The 5,430-nt window shown below is 32.7% G+C and carries 7 protein-coding genes; 4 read left to right on the top strand and 3 right to left on the bottom strand.

Annotated elements, in window-relative coordinates; genetic code table 11:
- The first annotated feature begins 741 nt into the window (after window positions 1–741).
- The 4 genes from repM to B9T28_RS14740 all read left to right on the top strand — a co-directional run bounded on the left by repM (window position 742) and on the right by B9T28_RS14740 (window position 3,883).
- A complete protein-coding gene (gene repM, locus B9T28_RS14755; protein WP_171263538.1) occupies window positions 742–1,641 on the top strand; it encodes a replication initiation protein RepM in 900 nt (299 codons plus the stop codon).
- Window positions 1,642–1,717: 76 nt separating this feature from the next.
- The gene (locus B9T28_RS14750; protein ID WP_086204737.1) at window positions 1,718–2,335 is read left to right on the top strand and encodes a plasmid replication DNA-binding protein; all 618 of its coding nucleotides are present in this window, start codon (window positions 1,718–1,720) and stop codon (window positions 2,333–2,335) included.
- 959 nt (window positions 2,336–3,294) lie between these two features.
- Window positions 3,295–3,582, top strand: coding sequence for a BrnT family toxin (locus tag B9T28_RS14745; protein WP_086204736.1), 288 nt, complete (start codon window positions 3,295–3,297; stop codon window positions 3,580–3,582).
- The gene (locus tag B9T28_RS14740; RefSeq protein ID WP_086204735.1) at window positions 3,569–3,883 is read left to right on the top strand and encodes a BrnA antitoxin family protein; all 315 of its coding nucleotides are present in this window, start codon (window positions 3,569–3,571) and stop codon (window positions 3,881–3,883) included. The genes B9T28_RS14745 and B9T28_RS14740 overlap by 14 nt, the downstream gene beginning before the upstream one ends.
- A 27-nt stretch (window positions 3,884–3,910) precedes the next feature.
- Here the strand turns inward: B9T28_RS14740 and B9T28_RS14735 are convergent, their stop codons facing one another.
- The 3 genes from B9T28_RS14735 to B9T28_RS14725 form a co-directional block, all read right to left on the bottom strand.
- Window positions 3,911–4,591 carry a hypothetical protein gene (locus B9T28_RS14735; protein WP_086204734.1) on the bottom strand — a complete coding sequence of 227 codons (681 nt, stop codon included), beginning with the start codon at window positions 4,589–4,591 and terminating at the stop codon, window positions 3,911–3,913.
- A 166-nt stretch (window positions 4,592–4,757) separates the two neighbouring features.
- Window positions 4,758–5,039, bottom strand: a complete 282-nt coding sequence (locus tag B9T28_RS14730; RefSeq protein WP_086204733.1) for a hypothetical protein — start codon at window positions 5,037–5,039, stop codon at window positions 4,758–4,760.
- A 177-nt stretch (window positions 5,040–5,216) separates the two neighbouring features.
- Window positions 5,217–5,430: ArsC/Spx/MgsR family protein (locus B9T28_RS14725; RefSeq protein ID WP_286086968.1), on the bottom strand; the 214-nt coding region annotated here is incomplete at its 5' end.

Below are 5,430 nucleotides of genomic sequence, written 5' to 3'. Positions count from 1 at the left end.
GAGTTTCTATACTCCATGAGAGAAAACAGGCTAAAAACGCAAAAGAGGCGCAATCAGACCATGAAAATAACTCACCTTTAAAAAACTGATCACCTTAAAAAATAGTGTTCCGATTCAAAGTAAGTGATCAAGAACATTTTAAGGGGGTGGATTTGTACACCTTAAAGAATCCACCAGTCAAAATAATAGGATAAGCCACTGTTACTTATAAAAATATGGAATCAATTAGAATGTATTCAGCGAGTGTCTACGAGCGACACAATGAAAAGTCGCGCCTAGACTCTCTGAAAAACTATTTTTAAAAGAATAAATTCTAGAAACAGATAAATTCAATGCCCAAATTTGAATCTAGATCGAGCGTAGCGAGCAAAAGCTTTATGAGCGAAGCGAATCCATTGTTCTTTTGCCTTTGATTTTGCTTTTTCTCAAATTCACGAAAATATTAGCTAAAAAATTGCCCCGAGAATCGAGCGAAAGCGAGATTCAATAGAGTTTGAGCATAGCGAAAACATAGGGCAATTTTTCAAAAGTCCTTTTTAATTATATTTTAAATCTTTTAAATCTTTTAGGCGGCTTGAAAGCCTTGTATACCAATGATTTCAGCTCTTAACTATGAGGGATTGACTACTAACTATGAGGGATTGACTACTAACTATGAGGGATTGACTACTTAACTATGAGGGATTGACTACTAACTATGAGAGAATTATATTACTCATAGTTGAGTTTATAGAAATAAAATTGATGAGTACATCTAAAAAAGAACTAGTAGTTAAATCAAATCAAGTTATTGAGGCTTCATATCAACTCAGCTCAACAGAACAGCGTATTGTGTTAGCAGCTATCAGTAAAATTACTAGGGCTGAAGACATTACAGACGATGAAATTTATCGAGTAACTATTGATGACTTAAAAAAACTTGGAGTTCATGAAAAAACAGCTTATAGAGATCTAAAAGATGGTGTAAACCGCTTATATGACAGATCAATTAACTTAGCTATTGATGATGAATCAATCAAAATGAGATGGATTCAATCCATCCGATTTTTAGAAAGTAAAAGCGTTGTAGGAATTAGGTTTTCTAAAGAAATTTTGCCTTTCATTTCTAATCTAAGTCGTGAATTCACTAAGTATTCATTATCTGACATTGCTGGTATGAGTAGCGCCTATGCTATTCGTATTTATGAGTTATTAAGCCAATATCGTTCAATAGGAAAACGGGAGATTTCCATCGAATCTCTAAGAGGTATGTTGGAGTTAGGAAAAAGATATCCATTATCTGCTGATTTAAAAAGATGGGTTATTGATACAGCTGTAGATCAAATCAATGAACATAGCCCTTTAAATGTATCTTACGAGCAAATAAAGACAGGCCGAAAAGTCACACACATTCACTTCACGTTTAAAGAAAAATTAAAAAGTATTGAGCATAAATCCGAACAGAATAATTTTTATAAATTAACAGATGCACAAATTAATATGTTCGGTAGTCAGCTCTCACGCTTACATGAAATATCTCATCTAGCACAGCAAGGTGAAAGTTATGATGACTTAGCTATCAAAATTAAAGATATGCTTCGAGATCCAATACAACAAAAACAATTTATTTCTCATCTTAAAAATTTAGGTTTTAAGGGGTAAAGGTTAATTGTGTATGTAGCGGTTGACTGTTTCTTGATGTATCTTGGTTCACATAATAGACAACCTAAACTACAAGATGAAATCACTATCTGTTATTGAACTTTCAAACCTCTATGGAATGACTCGTCAAGCCGTTTATAAACAAGTTAATAAAGGTAATTTAAGTAAAAATAGTGATGGTAAAATTGATCTTTCTGAAGCTATTCGTGTCTTTGGTGAACCATCTAAGAATGTGAACGGTTCACAGACAACTGAAACACGAAAGTTGTCAGAAGTTCACTTGCTTGAACAACAGGTTCACATGCTTCAAAAACAGCTTGAACAAGCTCATGAGCGTGAGAAATTTCAACGTGATGAATTAAAAGCCAAGAATGATCAATTACACGTTAAGGATGAACAAATTGAAGCGATACAACGATTATTAGAAGCTCCAAAAGCCTATATAACTAGGTCTATCGATCCAAAAGCAGATACAGTAACAGACACTAGCTCAAAAAGTGAGTCGAACTATGATGGATTGACTACTCAACAAAAAGAAGCTCCTGTACAAACTGAGATCCAAACTCAGGCGAAAGATGACGGATTGGCTACTCCAGAGCAGCCGGAAAATAAACGTATTCCAGTACCGGAGCTAGTAGTAGAAGAGCCAAAGAAAAGGGGCTTCCTGAGTCGTTTCTTTCTTCCGAATGGTTAAACTGAGCTACACAAAACTATCCCACAACGATCGAAGAATAGGCGTGGAACGTGAATAATCACAAAGAAACCATGATAGTGCGCTGAACCCCATCATGGTTTCATATAAGATATTGATGCTTATGAAGAAAGTTCAAGCATTTCGCATAAGGTGTATTATGTTAATTTTAGAAAATCTTCATAAAATTTAATCTCTCGTTTGATCCCCCCCATAGTGATATACGTTTTTATTAACTACGTTATTGACAATAATTGTTGTAGTCTGTTTTTCTGAAGTACTAGGCTTTGTCTCAAGATAAAATTCAAGAAAAACTGGCAAAATAGCCAAAAAAGTACCAAGTAAAATTTGTTTCATAGTGCTCATATGCTTATTTATTCCTTTTAAAGCAAATGGCAGTCAATTCCCCATGTATAATCAAAAATGCTTGCATTAATTCTTATATGATCTATAATACTTGTATATATAAAACTTCGACCTTTTATATACAAAGTTAAATAAACAATGGTAGTTCTCCTGCCAGAATGTTAAATTATCCAGCAACCGAAAGGTATGCTGGGTTTTGTGATAACCATATATTCTATCATAAAAATCATAATTGTCAACCACATCTTTGTAATTTAATGTTTTAATTCCCTCTATAAATAGCTGTTATCAATGTCCTCTCTTGTGATCCTGTACTTTCTCGTGGCGTACTTAGGGGAGAAGGAGAGCCATCAAATTAACCATTTAACATAATGGACGTTATGCGAAATGCATCTTTAATATTACTTTAAGATCAATGACTTATTTATTTTACATAATCCAAAAAAACCGCAAAAAGCCGATACAGAAACATATCGGCTTTTTTTTATTCAAATCTGATATCTTTTACCAATAATTTTGATCAAATTTTACGCTTTTTAGTTTAAGTGATACAAATATATGATACATTATTGTATATACAAATTTGAATGTTTTTTATGAAACTGTATTTCGAATGGGATGAGGCAAAAAACCAAAAGAATCAGAAAAAACATGATGTATCTTTTGAAACTGCAAGCCTCATTTTTGATGATCCATTAAGGATCTCAATCCAAGATAGACATACTGGTGGTGAGGAACGTTGGCAAACCATTGGTATGGTCAAAGGCGTACTGATGCTATTGGTTGCTCACACCATCTTTGATGAAGATGACTGTGAAATCATACGAATCATTAGTGCAAGAGAAGTCACCAAAGCGGAGCGTAGTCAATATGAGCATGGTTAGATATACACGCAAAGAACTGAATGAAAATTTCAGTGACAAGCAAGATGCTGAAATTAAACGCTTGCTTGCAAAGGGAACTGTTCCTGATGAGCAATTAGACTTATCTGATATTCCTGAAATTACTGACTGGAGTAATGCAGTTCGTCATGGGCAATTTTATCGTCCAGTGAAACAGCAAACATCTGTCCGTCTTGATGCTGATGTACTCGCTTGGTTAAAAACACAAGGGAAAGGCTATCAGACACGTATGAATAAAATTTTAAGAGAAGCGATGTTAAAAGACTTAAAAAATCATTCATAAAGATGGGAGCATTGGCTCCCATTATTTTTACTTAGTTAATTTTTTTAAATACATAGTGATATAAGCAGTACCTGGACTTTCGGCAAATCCACTAGATGAAAATTCATCATAATTTACAGTTAAAATGTAACCATCTTCTGGAACAATAAATTTATTCTTTGTATCCCATTCAACAATATTTGAAGTTGAATTAACGTTTAATTCATACCCCTTTTTTACAGTTGTCATTTCAATTATCGGAGTAAAATCTGATTTTTTATAAAATTTACCACATTGTTTTATGTCATTAGATAACGGGGTTGTTCGTTTTTTAATAATTGAAGCAATTAAAATACCATCTTTTCCTTGTGGCTTTTCTAAAGTAGAACAGCTTCCAGCTTTAAATCCATAAAATGGTTTTTCTTTCCCTTTACTAATAAGGTCAACAACAACACTCCCATCATCTAGGTGAATATCTACAGTACTAACATCCCATCTAATAATTCTAGTCCATTGTTTATTTACAATATATTTGCCAACCATTTCCTTTTTAGACTTCATCCCATCAGGGCTTATATCAACCATTGAATTTAAATCATTTTTTATTGAATAAGTATTGCTAGAGTCAAGCGCTTGCTTCCCTCCCATCAATGCGTATTCGCCTACCATTTGGCATCCCATAAGAGTTACCGTTAGAATAGATAAAGTTAATGTTGTTCTATATTTCATCTAAAAAACCTAAGATTAAAAATTTATTTATTCTTTTATAATTACATAAAAATCTAATATTGATTTATCTGATACACATTCTTCTTAAAATATTAATTTAACATAAAATCTCTTATGCGAACTGTCTTTTGTTAGAACCCAATTAAAGTGTCTATATTCTCATCAATCATCTTCCCCCGCCTCCATAATATGCTTTTCTAACAGCCAAGAAAGGAACAAAAATATTATAAATAATAATAAATATTATTAAAATACAGTAGTTTATATTGATGCTATTTCCCATAATGAGAAGACAAATATTAATTAAAAAATTAGCAATCATTCCTAAAGTAAATGAAAACTCATATTGGAATTTTTTTTTCGCAATTTTTAATGAAGCATAAGAAAAAGAACTACTTACAAAAAGAATTAACAGGTCATATTTAAAATATAAAATATTTTCTATCATTACGATGACTCTAAAAATTTGGACATAAATATCCGAAATAGACACCAACATATTAAACAGCCCGCTCAGAAAATCTCTAGGTGAGTATTCTAAAAGCGGACATTTCTATTTGGGGTTTACAATGACTAGTTCGCATAAGCGCCATTATGTTAAATGGGGATATTGAATACGTGAAATTTACTTAACTCTATTACCATTTTGATCAATAATTACTTCGCCATCTTCTTTGCTAAATGCATTCAATTGAGGGGCAGATAATAGATCCAGTACTAACTCGGATGGTCTGCATAATTTAATACCAAGATCCGTTACTACAAATGGGCGGTTAATTAGAATTGGATATTCAAGCATAAAATCAATTAACTGGTTATCAGTCCAATGTTCTTGCTGT

Source organism: Acinetobacter silvestris (genome assembly GCF_002135235.1).
In the GTDB taxonomy this organism is placed as follows: Bacteria; Pseudomonadota; Gammaproteobacteria; order Pseudomonadales; family Moraxellaceae; genus Acinetobacter; species Acinetobacter silvestris.
This window is presented reverse-complemented; position numbering and strand designations above follow the sequence as displayed.